This window comes from Armatimonadota bacterium (assembly GCA_031459715.1).
GTDB classification, from domain to species: Bacteria; Sysuimicrobiota; Sysuimicrobiia; order Sysuimicrobiales; family Humicultoraceae; genus Humicultor; species Humicultor tengchongensis.
This window is the reverse complement of record JAVKIA010000001.1, coordinates 157708-175373: the sequence shown is the minus strand read 5'-3', so window position 1 is coordinate 175373 and position 17666 is coordinate 157708. Positions and strand designations below refer to the sequence as shown.

The following is a 17666-nucleotide window of genomic DNA, read 5'->3' as shown; positions in this document are numbered from 1 at the left end:
CCTCTCACCTCGTGGACAGGCCGGCGCCGAGCGCCTCGGCGGCGCTGGCCCAGATCTCCTGGTGCAGACGGACATTGCGCCCCCGATCGGTCTGAATCTCCACGATGGTCAGCCCCGACCGGGCCAGGCCCGCGCGCACCTGTTGGCCAAAGGCGCTCCATCCTTCGAAAACCGCGTAGGTGGCGCCGTACAGATCGGCCGCATGGCGGAACTCCAGCCCGTGGGGCACCCCAAAGAGCGCCTCGAAGTAGGCCGGGTACGCTGCCTGCGGCATGAAGTTGAAGATCCCGCCGCCGTTGTTGTTGAGCAGCACGATGGTGGCCGCCAGCCCGTGCAGCCTGGCCGCCAGCAGGCCGTTCATGTCGTGGTAGAACGCCAGGTCGCCCAGGACGGCCACCACCGGGCCGGCGGCGGCCGCAGCGGCGCCCAGGGCGGTGGAGAGCAGGCCGTCGATGCCGCTGGCGCCGCGGTTGCCGAGCACGCGCAGGCGCGTGGGCACCGACGGCAGGAAGGTGTCCAGGTCGCGCACCGGCATGCTGTTGCCCACCACCAGCAGCGCACCATCGGGCAGCAGCGCCCCCAGCTCGGCGAACACCCTGCCCTCAAACGGCTCGGTGATCTCCAGCAGGCGGCGGGCGGCAGCGGCGCGGGCGGAGCAGCTCAGCTCCAGCCAGCGGTCGGTCCACTCCTCCTGCGCCGGCGCGGGCCGGTGACCGGCCAGCGCCGCCGTCAGGGCCTCGCACACCAGCCGTGGGTCGGCTGCCAGGATCTGCGCGGCCACGCGCAGGGGGTCGCTCCACCGGGCACCGTCGGCCACGACCTGCCGCGCCCGGCTGTGGCGCTGCAGGTACTGCAGCAGCGGCCGCGACGCCGGCATGGCGCCGAAGCGCAGGACCAGGTCGGGCTCGAGGGTGGCCGCAGCGCGATCGGCGCGCAGGACGAGATCATAGGCATCCACCACCAGGCTGCGGTCGTGGGGGCCGCACCGCACCCCGGACAGCGGATCGGCCAGCACCGGGAAGCGAACCACATCCGCCAGCCGTGTCAGCGCCTGGGGGAAGGCCGGATCGTCCTGCGGCCCGCAGACGATCAGGCCGCGCCGCGCGGCGCCCACGATGCCAGCCAGCGCCCGCGCAACCGCCGCATCCGGGGCCCGGACGGCGTGCAGCGCGACCGTGTAAGGCTGCCCCTCCGCACGGCCCTCCCAGGCAGGTCCGGCGCGATCGTCCGTGGGGGGCAGCTCGTTGGGTGCGGGTACGGGAACTAGCGGCTCGCGGAAGGGGAAGTTGAGGTGCACGGGTCCTGCGGGCGCCTCAACCGCGTGGAAGGTGGCCTGGGCTGCCAGCTGGCGCGCGTACCGCAGCATCGCCTCCGTAGCCAGCGGCGGGGCAACCTCCGCGAACCACTTCACCTGCACCCCGAAGAGCCGCAGCTGATCGATGGTCTGGTTGGCGCCGGCGTCGCGTAGCTCGTGCGGCCGGTCCGCGGTAAGCACCAGCAGCGGTACCCGGCCGAACCGGGCCTCGATCACCGCCGGGAGGAAGTTGGCGGCCGCGGTTCCCGAGGTGGATACCACTGCCACTGGCGAGCGCAAGGCCTTGGCCAGGCCCAGCGCGAAGTAAGCGGCCGCGCGTTCGTCCACGTGCATCCAGACCTTCAGGCCCCCCTGCCGGACTGCCGTCATGGCCAGCGGTGTCGAGCGGGATCCCGGGCACAGGCAGAAGTGACGCACACCCGCCCGGACCAGCTCGTCGACCAGGGCGCCGACGAACGCATAGGTGGCGTTCTCGGGCGCTAGCGGTGCGCGGCCAGGCTCAGCGGCAGCCATGGAGCGCCCCGGGCGCGTCCAGCGCCTCGGCCAGGGGGCGCAGCTTCAGGCATGACTCCGCGTACTCTGCCTCCGGATCGGAGTCGCCCACGATGCCGCACCCGGCGAACAACGTGGCGCGCCGGCCGCGCAGCAGTGCACACCGGATGGCCACCGACAGCTCGCCGTCGCCGGCCCCATCCAGCCAGCCTACGACGCCCGCGTACCACCCACGCTCGAACCCCTCGTGCCGGGCGATCCACTTCAGGGCCGCCTCCTGGGGGACGCCGCCCACAGCAGGGGTGGGATGCAGGCGGCTGGCCAGCTCCAGGATCTCCAGCGGGGCGCGCAGGCGCCCCCGCAGCGGCGTATAGAGGTGCTGTACGTTGGGCATGCGCAGCAGGACCGGGGTGGGCGGGGCCACCACGTCGTCACACGCCGCGGTCATCGCGTCGCGGACCGCTTCCACGACCAGCGCGTGCTCCAGCCGGTCTTTGGAGCTGGCGAGCAGCACCTGGCCCAGGTACTCGTCCTCTTCCGGCGCCGTGCCCCGGGGAGCCGACCCGGCCAGGGCTCCGGTGCTCACCACACCGTTTCGCACCCGCAACAGGCGCTCGGGGGTCGCACCCAGGAAGCAGAGGTCGCCGCGGGCCACCGCAAACAGCGCGCACCCCGGGTAGGCGGTGCGCAGGCGGTGCAGCGCCGTGGCCAGGCCGGTCGTCACCCCGTCCACCGTCACGGCGCGCGCAAGTACCACCTTGCGAAGCGCGCCGCCGCGCACGGCCGCCGCGGCCTCGACGACCAGCGCCTTCCAGCGTGAAGTCGCCGGGATTTCCGCGACCGGCGGAGCCGTCGTGACCGTGTTCTGCACGCGGTAGGAGGCGGGCTGCACAGGCTGCGGACGCCCCGGCCCGTCCTGCGGATCCAGCAACGCGGCCAGGTGCGTGGCGTCGTGCAGGGAGCTGCCATCGTTGTACGGGGAAGTGCCGTCGCCGTCGGGGGGCACCAGCGTGCTGAGCACCGCCTGAGAGCCTGCGCCGGTTGTGCGAACCACCAGCCACGGTACCAGCAGCCAGCCGGCCGGGAACGTGCGCCACGGAGACCGGGGATCGACGGTGGGAGCGAAGGCGAAGCCGCCCATCGCCGCCGGACCGGCTCCATCGCCTACACCTACTGCCTCAGCCAGGCAGCGGCGCCATGCATCCCCCACCGCGCCCAACCGCGCCGGGCCTTCCGCCGTGGCCTCCCAGGCCGCCCCAATCCCTACGAGACTCTCCCCATCGGCCGGGCGCGCCCACAGCAGCCGTGCCGCCCCGAACCCGGCGGCGCGTTCGAAGAGAGCGATGGGATCGACCGCCGGAACGGCGGCCGAGGTCCAGACCAGAACCGGACGCCCCTGACGCGCGGCGACCCGCCGGCCCACCGTCGACGCGGCTCTGAGCCCCTGAATCAGCGGGGCAACGGCCATGTCGACACGGTGTGTGCCGGCCGGCGTGGTTGCCATGCTTCTTCCACCGTCCTGGTTCGGGGTCATGGGATAGACCGACGCGTCGGTCTACAGCAGGATGCTAGCAAGGCACCGAGCCAGGCGCAAGGGCAGCCCCGGCGGCGACCATAGTCAGGGGCTGCTGGCCTTTACGCCGCAGCCCCTGAAGAAGCCCCCGAACGTCTCTTGGGCAATCAGCTCTCCGGAAGGCTCCCTGGCGGGTAGGCCCGTCCGTCGATCACCAGCCAGACCCCTGCGGTGGCGGCTTCCCGGCTGGCATCGGCCGTGGCGCGCTCCCCGGCCATAGCCGCCAGCGCCGGCATGGCGACCATCCGCTGGAGCAGCCGTGCCCGGCGAGCCGCCCGTTCCACGTCGCGTGCGTCCACCACCGCGGAGACCTCGGCGACGAGGTAGCACTCTTCGTCGCCATCTCGGCGCCGCCCGCGGATGACCACATCGGCCTGCAAGAGATCCGTGTGTTCGTCCAGCGAAAGAAGGGCGCGCCCCTCGGCGTCCTCGGCCATCGCGGCCAGCTCCGCCCGGGGCACCAGGTGGATCGCCCGCAGGATCCTCAGGAAATAGGCGTGCGCCTTCTCCCGGTAGTCGAGCTCGAGCACCCTGCCGCGCACGTCTCCTACAATGCCTGCAAGACGGGACACCTGGACCACCAGTTCGCTAAGTTGCGCGGCCAGGGTGTCCACCCGCACGGCCAGGGTGTCCACCCGCGCGGTCAGCGCCTCCAACCGCTGCTCCGTCCGCCGCTGGGCCTCGGCCAGATCGTCCACCCGCGCGGTCAGTGCCTCCAACCGCTGCTCCGTCCGCCGCTGGGCCTCGGCCAGCGCGCGAAGTTCTGCCTGCGTCTCGGCCTGGGCCTCAGCCAGCCGCTGGAGAGCTACCTCGAGCCTGTCCACGCGCGCTTCCAGCACTTCCGCTCCCTCTAATCTATCGTCGATGCTAGCACAGTTACTCGGGGGCTCAAACTCCTCGATCCAACCGAGTTCCAGAAGGCTAGCGGGGGGCCTCTCGGGCAGGAAGCACCCTTCCCTGCGCCCGTTGAGCAGGGAGATACTTCCGAGGACTACCGCCGATAAAAACTGATATGGGTCCCGCGGCTGGCAGCCGACGGAACCCCTTCAAAACCGGTGGTAGCGGGGGGAGGATTTGAACCTCCGACCTTCGGGTTATGAGCCCGACGAGCTACCGGACTGCTCCACCCCGCGTCAGCACCGTTAATTATACGGCTCGTCCGCCGGCTGTCAACGCGCCGCACTGCCTCAAAACACCGCCTCAGACTGCCTCATCCAGCCAGGTCCGACCCTGCGCTTCCAGGCGGGTGGCGGCAGTCGGGGCGGCGCGGGACCTCAGCGCCCGAAGGAGTCGCGCCCAAGCTCGGGGAGGATGCGCTCGAAGTAGTCCAGGGCCTGGGGGTTGACCAGGGCGTCCCGGTTGACCACGGGTCTGCCGTTGATGATGTTGGCCACAGCGCTCTCCACCTTCTTCATGTTGAAGGTGTAGGGCACTTCCGGGGTCTCCAGGATCATCGCCGGAACGTGCCGCGGCGAGGCCCGGGTGCGCAGCGCGGTCGCGATCCTGCCCTTCAGCTCCTCGGTCAGGGTGTAGCCCGGGGCCAGCTTCACGAACAGGAGGATGCGCTGGTCGCCGCGCCAGTCCTGTCCCACGGCCAGACTGTCCGCCACCTCCTCCAGGCTCTCCACGACGCTGTAGATCTCCGCAGTGCCGATGCGCACCCCCGCCGGCTTCAGGGTGGCGTCGGATCGGCCGTGAAAGGTGATGCCCCCCGTGTCGCTGTGCATGACGATGAAGTCGCCGTGCCGCCAGACGTTCTTCTGAGGGTAGAAGGTGAAGTAGGCGTTGCGGTACTTCTCCCCATCGGGGTCGTTCCAGAAGTACAGGGGCATGGAAGGGGAGGGGGCCTCGCATACCAGCTCGCCCTGCCGATCCCACACCTCCCGGCCCTCCTCGTCATAGGCCTTGACCTTCATGGCCAGGGCGGGGCCCTGCAGCTCGCCGGCGTACACGGGCTGAATGGGGCTGCCGGCGGCAAAGCAGCCGTTGATGTCGGTCCCCCCCGAAATGGAGTTGAAGTGCAGGTCTGCCTTGATCTCCCGGTAGACGTACTCGAAGCCCTGGGCGGAGAGGGCGGAGCCGGTCTGGGAGATCTCCCGCAGCGTGGACAGGTCGTATTCCCGGCCGGGCCTGACCCCCTCCCGCCTGAGGAAGTTGATGTAGGTGGCGCTGGTCCCGAAGATGGTGATGCCCTGGTCCTGCACCAGCTTCCACATGGCACCGGGCTCGGGGTAGGCGGGATGGCCGTCGTATAGGACCACCGTGGCACCCACGGCCAGGCTGCTGAGCAGCCAGTTCCACATCATCCAGCTACAGGTGGTGATGTAGAGGATGCTGTCCTCCCGCTTTAGGTCAGTGTGCAGGAGGAGCTCCTTCAGGTGGTTGAGCAGGACGCCGCCCGCTCCCTGCACCATGCACTTAGGCTTCCCGGTGGTCCCGGAGGAGAACATGATGAAGCCCGGATGATCGAACGGCAGGTGGGCGAAGTCCATCTTCAGCCCTTCCCCCCGCACCAGGAAGTCCTCGTAGAGCACCGCCTTGGGGATGACACTGATGTCGGGCTTCACCCTCGTGTAGGGCACGACGATGACCTTGTCCAGGGAGGGGATGCCTCGGGCGACCTCAGCCGCGTTGCTCCGGGTGTCGAAGCGGGTGCCCTTGTAGTAGTAGCCGTCGGAGGTAAAGAGCACTCTGGGGTGCACCTGGCCGAGGCGGTCCAGCGCCGCCTGCGGACCCAGGTCGGTGGCGCAGGAAGCCCAGGTGGCCCCAAGGCTGGTGGCCGCCAGCATGGCCACGGCCGTCTCGATGAGGTTGGGCATGTAGGCGGCCACCCGGTCGCCGGGGCGAATCCCCAGCTCGCGCAGGGATGCCGCCAGGCGGGCCACGGCGTCGTACAGCTCGGAGTACGTCAGCTGCGCCGATGCCCGCGTCTCTCCCCTGAACACCAGCGCGGGATGATCGTCGCGGTACCTGAGGAGGTTCTCCGCAAAGTTCAGCCGGGCGCCGTCGAACCACCTGGCCCCGGGGAATTTGGTGAGGTCATCCACCACCTGGCGGTACCCGCGGGAGGCGAGGATCCCCCCAAAGTCCCACATGGCGGCCCAGAAATCCGGGATGTGCTCAACGGACCAGGCGTAGAGCTCGGGGTACGACTGGATCTCCAGGCCCCACCGCCCGTTGACCATGTCCATGAACCTGGTGATGTTCGCCCGGCGCTTCACCGCATCGGAAGGCACCCACAGTGGCGTCTTCATGGGGTCACCTCCCACCGGCCTTTGCCCCTATTACTTACCATAGCCGACAGCGGCGGCGCAGCCCGCTCCTACTGCACCGGCCCGCCCACCGCCCGCTCCAGCTGAGCGCGGGCGGTGTTGTAGGAGAACAGCGCCTGCACCCTCGCCCCCTCGGCCTGGGCCAGGGCGGCCTGGGCCGAGATCACCTCCAGGTTGGTGCCCACTCCCTCGCGGAAGCGGACCTGGGCGATGCGCAGCGCCTCGCGCGCCTGCTCGATGGCAGCCCTGGCCGTGCTCACCTCCTCTGCCGCCGCTCCCAGGTTGAGGACCCCCTGCCGCACCTGCAGCTCGATGGACTGGCGAAGCTGTGCCCCCACCACCTTGAGCTGTTCCAGTCGCAGTTCGGCCTCTCGAATCTTCGCCGCGGTGATGCCACCATCGAAGAGGGGAAAAGTGGCGGCCAGACCGATGCTCCACCCCAGGGCCACGGCGCCGGTGCCCAGGCCGTCCAGGGAGAGTCCCCCGCTCAATCCCACCACCGGCCGCCCTCCGGTCCGAGCCAGCTCCAGCGCCGCCTCCGCCGCTTCCACCTTCGCCTGATGCTCGGCCAGCTCCGGCCGCTCCCGCAGGCCGCGTGCCACCAGGTCGGCTAGCGAGGCCGTCACCGGGACCACCTCCATGGTCTCCTGCGGGTGGAGGGCCGCATCCAGCGGCAGGGCCAGTATCGCGGCCAGCCCCTGTGTGGCCACGGCAACGCCGTTGCGGGCACGAAGCAGCCCCTGGCGGGCGTTAGCCAGGTTGACCTCCGCCTGGATCTCGTCGAAGCGGGGCGAGGTCCCCGCCCGCACGCGGGCCTGGGCGATGCGCAGGGTCTCCTCCGCCTGCGCCACGTTCTGCTGTGCCACCTGCAGCCCCGCCTGCGCCACCAGCACCTGGAAGTAGGCGAGCTTGGTCTGCAAAGCTACCTCCTGCTTGGTCCGCTCCAGCGCCGCCTCCGCTCCCTTCACCCCCGCCCGGGCCAGGGCGATCTGCGCCTCCAGCCGTCCGCCGCTGTAGACGGGGTACTGGTAGCCCAGGTTGACCACGTAGACGTTGGGGGAGACCGGAAAGGTGATGGTCGTCTCCACAGGAGGCAGCCCCGGTCCGAAGGCGTTGGCCGGGATGACGAAGCTGGTGACACGCTCACTAGTGCGGGTGTAGCCCAGGGTGCCGGTCAGGGCGCCGCTTCTTGCCGCCAGGGCCTGCGCCAGTTGCGCCTGCGTGACCTGCACCTCGAAGAGGGCGATCCGCAGCGCCAGGTTGTTCTGCAGTGCCGTGAGCAGGGCCTGGCTCAGGGTGATGGGCCGCACTTCAAGAGCCGGCGGCGCCGTCTGCGCCCAGAGCGCAGGGGCTGAGGCGAACACGACCAGGGAAAGGAGCAGACAACTCTTCGTCAACAGCGCCTTCATGGGCAACCTCCGAACGTCGCGTCCTTCGGGGGTCTCCTGGCAGGGCGCGACGGATTCACCCGGAGCGTGGAACCTTCCGCATTGTAGATGGTTGGCGCGCCCTGCGCCATCGGGCGCAGCGCGGAGGGAGAGAACGGCTGCGACACACGAAGCAGGAAGCAGGCACCCCGCGTGCCGAAGGGGTGAGCGCCGGATCCCGAGCATGCACCGTCCCACCGTCCAGATCCTGCTGCTCTTGCTGACCCTGTTCATCATGATGGTCGGGTTTGGCATCGTCATCCCCACGCTTCCCTTCCTGGCCCGCCGCGTCGACGCCAGCCCTGTGCAGATGGGCCTGCTGGTCACGGTGTGGGCAGCGGCCCAGTTCCTCACCGCGCCGCTGTGGGGCGATGTCTCTGACCGCGTGGGGCGCAAGCCGGTGCTCCTGGTAGGCGTCCTCGGCTTCGGGCTGACCTTCTTCCTCATGGCCCTGGCCCGCTCGTACCTGGCGCTGCTGGTGGCGCGTCTGGCCGGGGGCCTGCTCTCCAGCGCGGCCCTCCCCACCTCCCAGGCCATGGTCGCCGACCTCACAGAACCGGAGCGCCGGGGAGCGGCCATGGGAGCCATAGGCGGCGTCTTCTCCCTGGGGTTCATGTTTGGGCCGGCCATCGGCGGAGCGCTGGCGCCGCTGGGCCTGGCCGTGCCCTTCCTGGTGGCCGGCGCCCTGGGCGTGGCAGCTGCGCCCGTGGGCCTGCTGCTGCTGCGCGAGCCCCCATCGCGGGTGACGAGGATGCGCCGGCCGCTGTGGCGCGGAGTTTGGGCAGCGGTACGCAGCCCCTACAGCATCCTCTTCTGGCTGGCCTTCGGGGCCACCTTCGGCGGCTCGGCCATGTTCAGCATGCTGGGGTACTACTTCATCGACCGCCTGGCAGGCAGCCCGACACAGGTGGGCGTAGCCTTCACCCTGCTGGGGGTGGCGGGGGTGATCCTCCAGTTCGGGCTGGTGGGACCGCTGATCCGGCACTGGGGTGAGGTGGCCGTCACCTGCGCGGGCCTGGTGCTGGGGGCGATCGGCTTTGCGCTCACGGCGGCCAGCGCCTCCGTACCGGTGGTCGTCGCCTGCGTCGTGCTTATCGGGGCTGGACTGGCGCTCATTAGACCTGCGATCACCTCGCTGCTGTCCAAACGGGCAGAGCAGGGGCTCGGTCTGGCCATGGGCGTGCAGACGGCCTTCGACAGCCTGGGGCGCACCGTGGGGCCGCTGTGGGCGGGGATGATCTACGCCGTGGACATCCGTGCCCCGTTCCTGAGCAGCAGCGCGGTCTTCCTCCTCTTCCTCCTGGCCACGCTGGGTACCGCGGCCAGGGTCAGGCTCGCCCCGGAGATCGCGGCGCGCTAGCGCCAGCGGGCCAGTCCGGGGTCGTTGGCCATCATCCAGGCTTCGTTGAACCGCCAGGGGGAAAGGGCGGCGGGGCGTACCTTCACCTGGTGCCTGGTCCAGACCACCGGATCCCGGCCCAGGAGCCGGCCGTCGGATCCGTGGTACCACTTCACGTCCTGCACCAGGAACCAGACGAAGTGCAGGTAGTCGGAGGCGACGATCTCGCTGACCTGCATGGTGCCGGCGTCGAAGATCCCCACCGGGCACTCGTCCCGCTCGTCGTGCCGGTCCAGCAGCAGGACGAAGGGGTTGCCCGCACCGTCTGAGCCCACCTCCACGAACTCCCGCGACCACCCCAGCGCGCCCCAGTAGGTACGGGCCTGCCGCGTCACCCGCACCAGATCCAGCGCCGTCGCCACCGGGGGTACCCCCAGCAGGGGTTCGTGCACCACCATCCCTCCGTTGAAGACACGAAGAAGCTGGCGGAAGGTGGGAGGGAAGGCCACGCCCAGGAGTGTCTCCGCCCGGGTGATCTGGTTCGGCAGCGCGCCCGGGTTCAGCTTGCAGACCCCGGGCGCGAAATACCCTAGCGCCTGCCTGATGTCCTCAAGCGTCATCCAGCCCCGCTTCCCCCCGCAGGCTATGTACCCACCGCGGTCGATCCGCAGACGGCACCGACCCGGGCGTCAGACATGGGCGTAAGACATAGTGGCTGGCGCTTATCCCGGCGGCGTCAGACGTGGCGGCTGGGGTATACCAGGACCTCCCCGTGCTCGCTGGTCCCCTCGTACACGATGAGCGAGAGGTAGCGCTGCGCCATCTTCTCCCGGGGCAGGGCGGTCTCCACCAGGACACCGATCCCGACCAGCTCGGCGCGGAATTCCTTCATCAGGTCCACCACGCCGCGCGCCGTGCCCCCGCCGCGGAGGAAGTCGTCAATGAAGACCGCCCGGGCACCGGGGGGGATGGCCCGCAGGGGCAGCGTCATCTGCCCCACCAGGCGGGAGGAGCCCGAGACGTAATTTACCGTCACCGCGGGCCCCTCCGTCACCCGACCGCCGCGGCGGATGGTCACCAGGGGGACGTTGAAGGCCCGGGCGGTCTCCAGCGCCAGGGGAATCCCCTTCACCTCCATGGTCAGGACCACGTCGGGACGCCCGCCCCCCAGCAGGGTGGCGAACGCCTGCCCGATGGGGGTGGCGAACTGCGGGCTGCTGATCAGGTCGGTGACGTGCAGGAACCCTCCGGGCAGCACCCGGGCGGGATCGCGCAGGCGGCGGCAGAGGTCCTCGACCAGGGCGCGGATCTGCTCGCGGTGCATCTGGGGCAGGTAGCGTACCCCGCCGGCTGCGCCGGCCAGCGTCTCCACCCTGCCCAGGCGGAAGCGGTCGAAGGTCTGGCGTAGAAAGCCCAGATCCTCGCTGATGGTAGACTTGGCCGCGCCCAGCAGTTCCATAAACGTCGCCAGGGGAAAGAGCTGGTAGGGGTGAGAGAGCAGATGGTGCGCGATCACCACCATCCGTTCCCCCCGCCGCAGCCTGGCCCGCCGCGGTCGCCTCTCCGGCGCCGCCCGTTCCCCTCCCTCTGCCGCAGCTGGCGGCACCCCCCGCGGATCCAGCATCTCCCGCACGCCCGGCCCGCCTTTCTCCCGCCAATCCCTGGAGATGCGCCTAACGCTCGGGGGAATCCTGCAGCGCCCTCCGGATCAGCTCCAGGTTCTCTGGGTGCTCCAGGTCGACGTCCAGGGCCAGCTCCGGCCGCCGCAGCACCACCGCCCGCAGCACCAGCCCCGTAATCTCGCCCAGCCTGGCCTCCACCTCTGAGATAGCCAGGCGGCCAGAGGCCAGCTTCATCACTGTGGACCAGCCGACGATACCGGCCATGATCCACGGTTTCTTCCGGGCCCGCACCATTTTATCCAGCAGCTCGCGCACCCGCGGGACCACGCTCGGGTTGAATACGAACATGCTGCCGCCGGTGAACGATCCCTCCAGCACCCGAACAAAGGTTTTGCGAGCTCCCGGGTACCGGTCCTGGACGACGGTTTGCGGGACGATGGGATAGTAGAAGTCGGCCTCCTCCTTCGCGCAGGCGGAGAGAAACTCCTCCACCACCGCAGCGCTGAGCAGGGGGATGTCGGCGGCCGCGGCCAGCACCCGCGGCGCGGGCGGCAGTGCCGCCAGCGCGGCCAGCAGGTTCTCCACCACTGAGCTCCCGGTTTCGGGGACAACGGCGGCGAGGATGGGGCCACAGGCCCGGCGCAGGTCCTCTGCCGGGCCCACCGCCACGATCCGGCCCACCGAGGGAGCCTCGGCCAGCGCCCGCGCCACGTACCAGACCAGGGGGCGGCCCGCGACATCCAGGAAGGCCTTGTTTGCTGCAGCAGCTGTGCCCCCGCCGGCAAGCAGGAGGGCGTCGATCACCGTTCCTCGGCGAAGGTGCGGCTCACCAGGACGTCCACATCCGGCAGGGCCCGCAGATCGTCGGCCGTCTTACGGGCCGCGGCTTCGTTGGCCATCAGCCCAAAGACGGTGGGCCCGGTGCCCGAGAGTGCCGCCCCGTAGGCTTCCCCCGCCAGGATCAGCTGCTTCAGCTCGCCCACCACCGGGTGGTGTTGCACCAGCAGCTCCTCGAAAACGTTCCCCATCAGCCGGCCCACGGCGGCCACATCCTCGCGCCGCATGGCCGCCACCAGGGCGGCCACGTCGGGCCGGCGCCACACACGGGAGAGGTCCAGCACCTGGTAGGCCCAGGCGGTGGAGACCTCCACCCGTGGACGCGCCAGCACCACCCAGGTGGTGGGCAGTGGGGGCAGCCAGGTGACCCTCTCACCCCGGCCGCGGGCGATGGCCGCTCCCCCTTCCAGGAAGAAGGGGACGTCCGAGCCCAGGGTGGCGGCCAGAGACAGCAGCCCCCGTCCGTTCAGCCGGAGCTTCCACATCTGGACGAGCCCCAGCAGGGTGATGGCGGCGTCCGAGCTTCCCCCGCCCAGCCCGGAACCCACCGGGATGCCCTTCTTGATCTCGATATCCACGCCGCGGGACACCTGGAAGGTTTCCCGCAGCACCTGCGCGGCGCGCACCACCAGGTTCCGGGCGTCGTCCGGCACCGCCGGGTCGTCGGTGCGGACGGTGATGCCGTCCTCCTGTTCGCGCAGGGTGATGGTATCGTGCAGCTCGACGGTGTGCAGCACCGTCTCGATCTCGTGAAAGCCGTCTTCGCGGGGTCCCAACACGTCCAGAGCCAGGTTCACCTTGGCGTAGGCGTTCAGGTGCAGCTCCTTCAGCAACCGCCCCCCTCCCCTCGCCTTTCCGCTCCCTGTTCGTGCTGTCGTCTCCGGCCGCTCAAGGGTACTATTACTCTTGGGCGCCGTGTTGACTTTCCCCTGCGCACCCGTACGATAGGTGTGTTTGCGACATCCGATGGCTGACCACCCACCCACCCGCGCTTCACCGCGTCCTCCCCGCCGAAGGTGGGGGTGGAGCGTCCGCATCGCCCTCTCCGCGCTGGTCGTCTTCCTTTTCGGCTTCACCCTGGGGGCCTACCTGGCCGTGGCCCGCCAGGTCGAGACCTTCACCGGCGGGCGGGTGGTGGACCGGCCAAGCGGGGTTGAGCAGTCGTTCTCCTGGCCGCTGCGCCTGACCCAGCGGGTGAACATCCTGGTCATCGGTACCGACGTCACCATCGGTCCGCGACGCCAGATCCTCCCCTTGGCCCGGGCGGACTCCCTCCTGCTGGTGTCGGTGGACCCGGAGGAGGGGAAGATCAACGCCCTCTCCATCCCCCGCGACACACGGGCGGCGATTCCCGGGGTGGGGGTGACCAAGATCAACGCCGCCTACGCCTTCGGCGGCCCGGGGCTGACCATCCGTGCGGTGGAACAGCTGCTGGGATTACGGGTCGACTACTACGTCAAGCTGGGCCCCGCCTCCTTCGCCAGACTGGTGGACGCCATCGGGGGCGTGGAGGTGGAAGTGGAGAAGGACATGCGCTACACCGACACCTGGGCCGGACTGCGCATCAACCTGAAAAAGGGCCTGCAGGTGCTGGACGGCGCGCAGGCGGAGGGCTACATCCGCTTCCGGCACGATGCCCTGGGGGATATCGGCCGGGTGGAGCGGCAACAGAAGATCCTGCTGGCCATCTTCCGCAAGTTGAAGAACCCGGCGATGCTGGTGCGTGCCCCCCACCTCATCCGGGCGTTCACCGACAACACCCAGACCAACCTCACCCTGCCGGAGATGATGTCGCTGGGAATGTTCGCCCTGCGCCTGGAGGAGGCGGACATCCGCACGGCCACCTTGCCGGGGACGTTCGCCCCCAACTTCTGGGAGCCGGACTGGTCGCGGGCCCTGCCCCTGGTGCTGGACTACTTCCACGGGGTCTCCCCGCAGGTGCTGGCCGCGACCACCATCGAGCTGCTCAATGCCAGCGGCATCCCCGGGCTGGCCCGCCGCACCGCCAGCCGCCTGGAGCGGCTGGGCTTCCGCATCGTCCGCATAGGCACGGCCAGGGAGGTCGCGGCCAACACCGTGATCATCGACCGCGCGGGAAAGCACGCCGTAACCCGGCTGCTGGCCGAGGTCCTGGGAAAACCCCGGATCGTCCGCCAGGTGCAGCCCGCCGACGTGGACATCACCGTGCTGCTGGCGCGGGACTTCGCCGCAGTCTCCTCGACCCTGTCGCGCCCCCCCCGGCCCTAATCGCAGCGCGCCGCACTCGCGAGAAAAAAGCGTCGGCGGCCGGGCTCGCAAGTTAGGCCGGGTTGCTCCCGGAGGAGTACCTCCTCCCACCTTGCCGAGCACGCACCGCCGACACGGCTACCCTAGCACCGGGTCCCTGCTGCGTCAATCCGAAACTGTCGTTCGCGGTGTTGTGGATGATGTGGACAACGGCAGGTGTCGGCGCACCAGCCGCGCCAGCCGGCGGATGCCTTCGTCGATCTCCTCCTCCGAGGGGTAGGAGAAGTTCAGGCGCATGGCCTCCTCCCCTCCGCCGTCGGCGTGGAAACCGGAGCCGACCACGTAGGCCACCTGCTCCCGCTCCACCGCCTCGGGCAGCAGAACCTCGGTGTTCATCCCCGCAGGCAGGCGCACCCAGAGGAAGAGCCCGCCCAGCGGACGGGTCCACCGCACCCCCGACGGCATTTCCCCTTGCAGCGCACGCAGCATGGCGTCGCGCTTGCGCCGGTAGAGTGTGGTGATGAGCGGGAGGCGGCGGTAGAGGATATCTCGCCGCAGCATCTCCGCAGCGATGGCCTGGGTGAAGGCCGGACTGCACAGGTCCATTCCCTGCTTGGCGGTGACCAGCTGGGCCATCACCTCCTCCCGCGCCACCATCCAGCCGATGCGCAGCCCGGGGCAGAGCGTCTTGCTGAAGGTGGAGAGGTAGATGGTCCGGTCTCCGCCGTCCAGCGCGTGGATCGGCGGCGGGGCCGTGCCCTCGAAGCGGATCTCCCGGTAAGGGTTGTCCTCCACCACCAGGGTGTCGTACTGTGCCGCCAGCTGCAGCAGGACGCGGCGGCGCTCCTCGCTCCAGGTGATCCCGGAGGGGTTCTGGAAGTCGGGGACCACGTAAATAAACTTGGGACGACGACCCCGCCGCGCCAGGTCGGCCAGGATCTCGGCCAGGCGGTCGGTCTGCATCCCCTCTTCGTCCTGAGGGACGCCCACCATCTCCGCCCGACAGGCGCGGAAGACCTGCAGCGCCGCCATGTACGAAGGCAGCTCCACGACCACCACGTCGCCCGGGTCGAGGAAGATCCTGCCTACCAGGTCCAGGCCCTGCTGCGAGCCACTGGTGACCAGGATCTGGTCGCGATTGGCGGTGATCCCGTCCTTGGCCATCCAGCGGGCCAGCTGGTCGCGCAGGCCCGCATCGCCCTCGGTGGTGCTGTACTGCAGGGCACGGTGCGCCTGGTCGGCCAGGACGTCACGCGTCACCTCCTGGAGCTCGGCGACGGGAAAGGTGGCGGGGTCGGGGAATCCCCCGGCGAAGGAGATGATCCCGCCCCGGGCGGTCAGCTTGAGCAGCTCGCGGATCAGTGAGCGCCGCATGCTCCGCGCGCTGGCGGAGAGGAAGGTGTCCAGGTCCACGGTCATGACCTACCTCCTGGGGGAGGAGAGCCGCTTCCTCTTCCCTCTCCATTATGGCGCAGGGCCTCAGCCAGGGCATCCGTCAGGGCGGCAAACTCCGCCAGGGTGAGCGTCTCGCCCCGGCGCTGTGGGTCGATTCCTGCGCGCGCACAGATCTCGGGCAGCTCCGCCGCAGCAGTGGGCCAGGCCGCCGCCAGAGCGCGGCGCAGCATCTTGCGCCGCTGGCCGAAGGCGGCGCGCACCACGGCGAAGAAGAGGGCCGCGTCGCGCACCCGCACCCGCGGCGCCGGGAGGACGTCCAGCCGCAGTACCGCCGAGTGCACCTGCGGCGGAGGCAAAAAGGCGCCGGGTGGCACCCGCAGCACCCTGCGGGCCCGGGCCCGGAACTGCACCGCCACCGAGAGCGCCCCGTAGGCCGGGCTCCCTGGCGAGGCCTGGATGCGCTCCGCCACCTCCGCCTGCACGGTGACCACGGCGCGAGTCAGCGCGGGGAGCGTCTCCAGGCAGCGCACCAGCAGCGGGGAGGCAATCTGGTAGGGCAGGTTGGCCACCAGCTTCACCGCGGGGTGCCCCAGGGTGAGGGCCACCGGGTCCAGCGCCATGATGTCACCGTGCACGATGCGAACCGCCTGACATCCGGCGGTGGCGGCGCGCAGCACGGGGATCAGCCGTTCGTCCACCTCCACGGCCACCACCGCCGCTCCCGTGGCAGCCAGAGCCACGGTGAGCGTGCCCAGGCCGGCACCTACCTCCAGGGCCAGTTCGCCGGGGCGGAGGTCGGCCTCAGCCAGCAGGCGCTGCAGCACGCGGCGGCTGACGAGGAAGTGCTGCCCCAGGCGCTTGCGGGGGCGGATGGCAAAGGCGCGCAGGATGCGGGCGGTCCCGGCGGGGGTGGCCAGTTCCCCCGGGTCGCCCAGTGGAAGGGTCACGTCTGGGTGTTCGCGGGACGCTTTGGCGGGGCCTTCTGGATTATGTAGACACGCACCGAACGGCGACCGAACTGCCTGGCCAGGCGCGTGGTGTCCATGCCCAGGTCTATGCGCAGCCCCTTGATGGCGCTGCCCACGTCTCCGGCGATAGCATAGCCGTAGCCTTCGACGTAGACCTGGCTGCCCAGAGGGATGACCCGCGGGTCAACGGCGACCACGCCGTACCCGGCGCGCCGGCCCGTGGCGGTGACGTGATCCACCCCGCGGCAGCACCAGGGAGCGTAGGCGGTGGCCACCATGTCCAGGTACTCATATCCGGTGAAGGCCCCCCGCGAGGCGACCAGGAACCTTGTGCCTCTGCGCACCACCTGCGGGGTACTGGGGCGGATCACCTCCTGGCTCAGGAACGACTGCGAGACCAGCTTCCCGTCGGCGAAGGTCTGGAGGAAGCGCTGCACTTTGACCCCGGGACGTCCCCGGGTGACCACGACCCGACCCCGGGGCAGGGTGGGATCGGACCGGTAGACGACGGGCACGGGGAGGGGAACGCGCTTGGCTACCGCGGCCGTGCGGATGCGGATGACCCGGACGGTCGCTCCCGGCCAGAGAGGTCCCTCCCCGGCGGGGAAGATCCGGTCGCCCGGCCTCAGCCGGATCTGCAGGTCATCCAGCGCCTCCCCCGGGGTGCGAGAGGCGCTCTTGAGCTGGTAGACCTTCCCATCGGCGATGACCGTCAGGGGGATGGCCCGCTCCGGCCTGGCAGGCACCTGCCTCACCACGGGATCGTCCACCAGCCGGGCCAGAGGATCGGGGACCGGGGCGGGTCGCCGCTGGAGGACCGGGGAGAGGACCTCTGCCCTGGAGGGAGCAGACCGGGAGGGCGCTGGGGGGAAGAAGGGGAGGGCGGAGAGGGCTCGGGCCTGCGGGTGGCGCCTGACCGGGCCCTGCACCCCGGGCTGCCGCAGGTTGGCGGCGGAGTATCCGGTCGATGCACCAGCCAGGGCGACGGTCAAACCGATCAGCAATGGGGAGAGCCAGGCCGAGGAACTGCGCCGAGCAGGGAGGGCGAGAACTGACACCGGGGAGCCGTGCGGGGGCGAGGGCATGCCACCCCTCATGCCACCACCTCCAGGGATCCAGCTGCATGAAACATCGAACCCTGAGGCTAATCATTGCACCCCAGGGCTCACTGCGGACGACTATAGCAGATCTGGGCGCAGG

The 17666-nt window shown here is 70.1% G+C and carries 14 protein-coding genes and 1 tRNA gene; 2 read left to right on the top strand and 13 right to left on the bottom strand.

All coding sequences use genetic code 11. The features are described 5' to 3' along the window. Positions 1 to 4: 4 nt before the first annotated feature. The 6 genes from menD to QN152_00805 all read right to left on the bottom strand — a co-directional run bounded on the left by menD (position 5) and on the right by QN152_00805 (position 8061). Complete coding sequence (gene menD / locus QN152_00830; GenBank protein MDR7538061.1) at positions 5 to 1828, bottom strand: 2-succinyl-5-enolpyruvyl-6-hydroxy-3-cyclohexene-1-carboxylic-acid synthase; 1824 nt, start codon at positions 1826 to 1828, stop codon at positions 5 to 7. After that, positions 1815 to 3311, bottom strand: a complete 1497-nt coding sequence (locus QN152_00825; protein ID MDR7538060.1) for an isochorismate synthase — start codon at positions 3309 to 3311, stop codon at positions 1815 to 1817. Before QN152_00825 ends, menD begins: the two co-directional genes overlap by 14 nt. 176 nt (positions 3312 to 3487) lie before the next feature. Continuing rightward, positions 3488 to 4204: a hypothetical protein gene (locus tag QN152_00820; protein ID MDR7538059.1), complete on the bottom strand. Its 717-nt coding sequence runs from the start codon at positions 4202 to 4204 to the stop codon at positions 3488 to 3490. Between the two features lie 232 nt (positions 4205 to 4436). After that, positions 4437 to 4513: transfer RNA gene (locus QN152_00815), tRNA-Met, on the bottom strand. A gap of 141 nt (positions 4514 to 4654) precedes the next feature. Then, entirely contained in the window at positions 4655 to 6634 is a 1980-nt protein-coding gene (locus QN152_00810; protein MDR7538058.1) for an acetoacetate--CoA ligase, read from the bottom strand. A gap of 68 nt (positions 6635 to 6702) precedes the next feature. Continuing rightward, a complete protein-coding gene (locus tag QN152_00805) occupies positions 6703 to 8061 on the bottom strand; it encodes a TolC family protein (GenBank protein MDR7538057.1) in 1359 nt (452 codons plus the stop codon). A 202-nt stretch (positions 8062 to 8263) separates the two neighbouring features. Here QN152_00805 and QN152_00800 point away from each other — a divergent pair, with 202 nt between their 5' ends. After that, positions 8264 to 9439, top strand: coding sequence for an MFS transporter (locus tag QN152_00800; GenBank protein ID MDR7538056.1), 1176 nt, complete (start codon positions 8264 to 8266; stop codon positions 9437 to 9439). On the opposite strand, the gene QN152_00795 is transcribed toward QN152_00800, so the two are convergent. From QN152_00795 to ispE, 4 genes are all read right to left on the bottom strand, one after another. Next, positions 9436 to 10038, bottom strand: a complete 603-nt coding sequence (locus tag QN152_00795) for an SMI1/KNR4 family protein (protein MDR7538055.1) — start codon at positions 10036 to 10038, stop codon at positions 9436 to 9438. The two genes, QN152_00800 and QN152_00795, sit on opposite strands and share 4 nt — an antisense overlap. A 116-nt stretch (positions 10039 to 10154) precedes the next feature. Beyond that, positions 10155 to 11042: a pur operon repressor gene (gene purR / locus QN152_00790; protein ID MDR7538054.1), complete on the bottom strand. Its 888-nt coding sequence runs from the start codon at positions 11040 to 11042 to the stop codon at positions 10155 to 10157. 49 nt (positions 11043 to 11091) lie between these two features. Further along, complete coding sequence (locus QN152_00785) at positions 11092 to 11844, bottom strand: nucleotidyltransferase family protein (protein MDR7538053.1); 753 nt, start codon at positions 11842 to 11844, stop codon at positions 11092 to 11094. Beyond that, positions 11841 to 12710: a 4-(cytidine 5'-diphospho)-2-C-methyl-D-erythritol kinase gene (gene ispE / locus QN152_00780; protein MDR7538052.1), complete on the bottom strand. Its 870-nt coding sequence runs from the start codon at positions 12708 to 12710 to the stop codon at positions 11841 to 11843. The genes QN152_00785 and ispE overlap by 4 nt, the downstream gene beginning before the upstream one ends. 133 nt (positions 12711 to 12843) lie before the next feature. Between ispE and QN152_00775 the strand changes: the two genes are divergently transcribed. After that, complete coding sequence (locus tag QN152_00775; GenBank protein ID MDR7538051.1) at positions 12844 to 14124, top strand: LCP family protein; 1281 nt, start codon at positions 12844 to 12846, stop codon at positions 14122 to 14124. Between the two features lie 144 nt (positions 14125 to 14268). Here QN152_00775 and QN152_00770 read toward each other — a convergent pair whose 3' ends face one another. The 3 genes from QN152_00770 to QN152_00760 are packed head-to-tail and all read right to left on the bottom strand — an operon-like array spanning position 14269 to position 17563. Continuing rightward, positions 14269 to 15522 (bottom strand): PLP-dependent aminotransferase family protein, encoded by a 1254-nt coding sequence (locus QN152_00770; protein ID MDR7538050.1) that lies wholly within the window; start codon positions 15520 to 15522, stop codon positions 14269 to 14271. Continuing rightward, entirely contained in the window at positions 15519 to 16445 is a 927-nt protein-coding gene (gene rsmA, locus QN152_00765; GenBank protein MDR7538049.1) for a 16S rRNA (adenine(1518)-N(6)/adenine(1519)-N(6))-dimethyltransferase RsmA, read from the bottom strand. The genes QN152_00770 and rsmA overlap by 4 nt, the downstream gene beginning before the upstream one ends. Next, positions 16442 to 17563 carry a 3D domain-containing protein gene (locus QN152_00760; protein ID MDR7538048.1) on the bottom strand — a complete coding sequence of 374 codons (1122 nt, stop codon included), beginning with the start codon at positions 17561 to 17563 and terminating at the stop codon, positions 16442 to 16444. Before QN152_00760 ends, rsmA begins: the two co-directional genes overlap by 4 nt. Positions 17564 to 17666 lie beyond the last annotated feature (103 nt).

What these genes read in the sequence shown, in the direction of transcription:
- QN152_00800 (MDR7538056.1), top strand. Translation starts at nt 8,264, where the DNA reads ATGCACCGTCCCACCGTCCAGATCCTGCTGCTCTTGCTGACCCTGTTC.
- QN152_00810 (MDR7538058.1), bottom strand. Translation starts at nt 6,634, where the DNA reads ATGAAGACGCCACTGTGGGTGCCTTCCGATGCGGTGAAGCGCCGGGCG.
- purR (MDR7538054.1), bottom strand. Translation starts at nt 11,042, where the DNA reads ATGCTGGATCCGCGGGGGGTGCCGCCAGCTGCGGCAGAGGGAGGGGAA.
- QN152_00775 (MDR7538051.1), top strand. Translation starts at nt 12,844, where the DNA reads ATGGCTGACCACCCACCCACCCGCGCTTCACCGCGTCCTCCCCGCCGA.
- menD (MDR7538061.1), bottom strand. Translation starts at nt 1,828, where the DNA reads ATGGCTGCCGCTGAGCCTGGCCGCGCACCGCTAGCGCCCGAGAACGCC.
- QN152_00795 (MDR7538055.1), bottom strand. Translation starts at nt 10,038, where the DNA reads ATGACGCTTGAGGACATCAGGCAGGCGCTAGGGTATTTCGCGCCCGGG.
- QN152_00770 (MDR7538050.1), bottom strand. Translation starts at nt 15,522, where the DNA reads ATGACCGTGGACCTGGACACCTTCCTCTCCGCCAGCGCGCGGAGCATG.
- QN152_00805 (MDR7538057.1), bottom strand. Translation starts at nt 8,061, where the DNA reads ATGAAGGCGCTGTTGACGAAGAGTTGTCTGCTCCTTTCCCTGGTCGTG.
- QN152_00825 (MDR7538060.1), bottom strand. Translation starts at nt 3,311, where the DNA reads ATGGCAACCACGCCGGCCGGCACACACCGTGTCGACATGGCCGTTGCC.
- QN152_00760 (MDR7538048.1), bottom strand. Translation starts at nt 17,563, where the DNA reads ATGAGGGGTGGCATGCCCTCGCCCCCGCACGGCTCCCCGGTGTCAGTT.